This is a genomic window from Marinifilum sp. JC120, from assembly GCA_004923195.1.
Lineage (GTDB): Bacteria > Desulfobacterota > Desulfovibrionia > Desulfovibrionales > Desulfovibrionaceae > Maridesulfovibrio.
The window spans coordinates 1-774 of sequence record RDSB01000107.1; the positions used below are offsets into that span (position 1 = coordinate 1).

Annotated in this window: 2 protein-coding genes; both read right to left on the bottom strand. The window is 57.9% G+C overall.

The window, feature by feature from the left end:
- A partial coding sequence (locus D0S45_20595; protein ID TIH07321.1) for a hypothetical protein occupies positions 1-266 on the bottom strand: 266 nt, incomplete at its 3' end.
- Positions 267-271: 5 nt separating this feature from the next.
- The coding region (locus tag D0S45_20600) for a phage minor tail protein L (protein ID TIH07320.1) at positions 272-774 on the bottom strand (503 nt) is incomplete at its 5' end.

Consider the following 774-nt stretch of genomic DNA (forward strand, 5'->3'; position numbering starts at 1 on the left):
TCACTCTGCACCTGCAGCCGCCGGTCGGCCTCACTCAGCCAGGGCAGACCACCGGGGTGGCTGTRGACCAGCGCMACAATCTCACCCTGCATTTCTGMCTGCAGCCAGTCTTMCGGCGACATACGGAAATACGCMTCCGGCTCACCGGAGATATTCACGCAGGGGAAATATCTTTCMCCCTCCGGCGTGCTTACCACGAAGCCGCACGACTCCGCTGGCGCACATCGCCGGGCGTGCGCCAGAATCGCTGATTCTGTCTGTGTCATGGGATTTACTGCGAAAGTTTGTTAATGGAAAGGAAGCCGCCAAAGTTGCCGACGTTATTGCGGAACTTACAACCGCTCAGGCATTTGCTGCATTTATCCTTCGTGATATCGGACGTTGGCTGGTCATATTCATCCGCGACAGCCGGACCGCTATAACCGCACTCGTCACCGCGATAGGTCCAGGTGCAGGTGTTGGCCAGCATGATACGTCCCGGAAAAACAGCGCCATCCGTTTCCGTCGGCGTGGACAGTACAAAGGAGGCACTCACCGCGCTCAGTTCGCTGCACTGCTCAATGCGCCAGCGGCTGATCACCTCCTGCTCCGGATCGGCGTAACTGTTTCCGTTGACGAAGTTCACCGCATCCAGAAAACGGGCGTAAACCTTACGCCGGACCACCGTTCCGCCGACCAGACTCTGCATATCTTCCGCCATCCCGGTGACCATACCGTACAGGTTAGAAACCGTCAGCGTGGGGCGCGTACTGGTGCCTTTGCCATTCAGTTCAA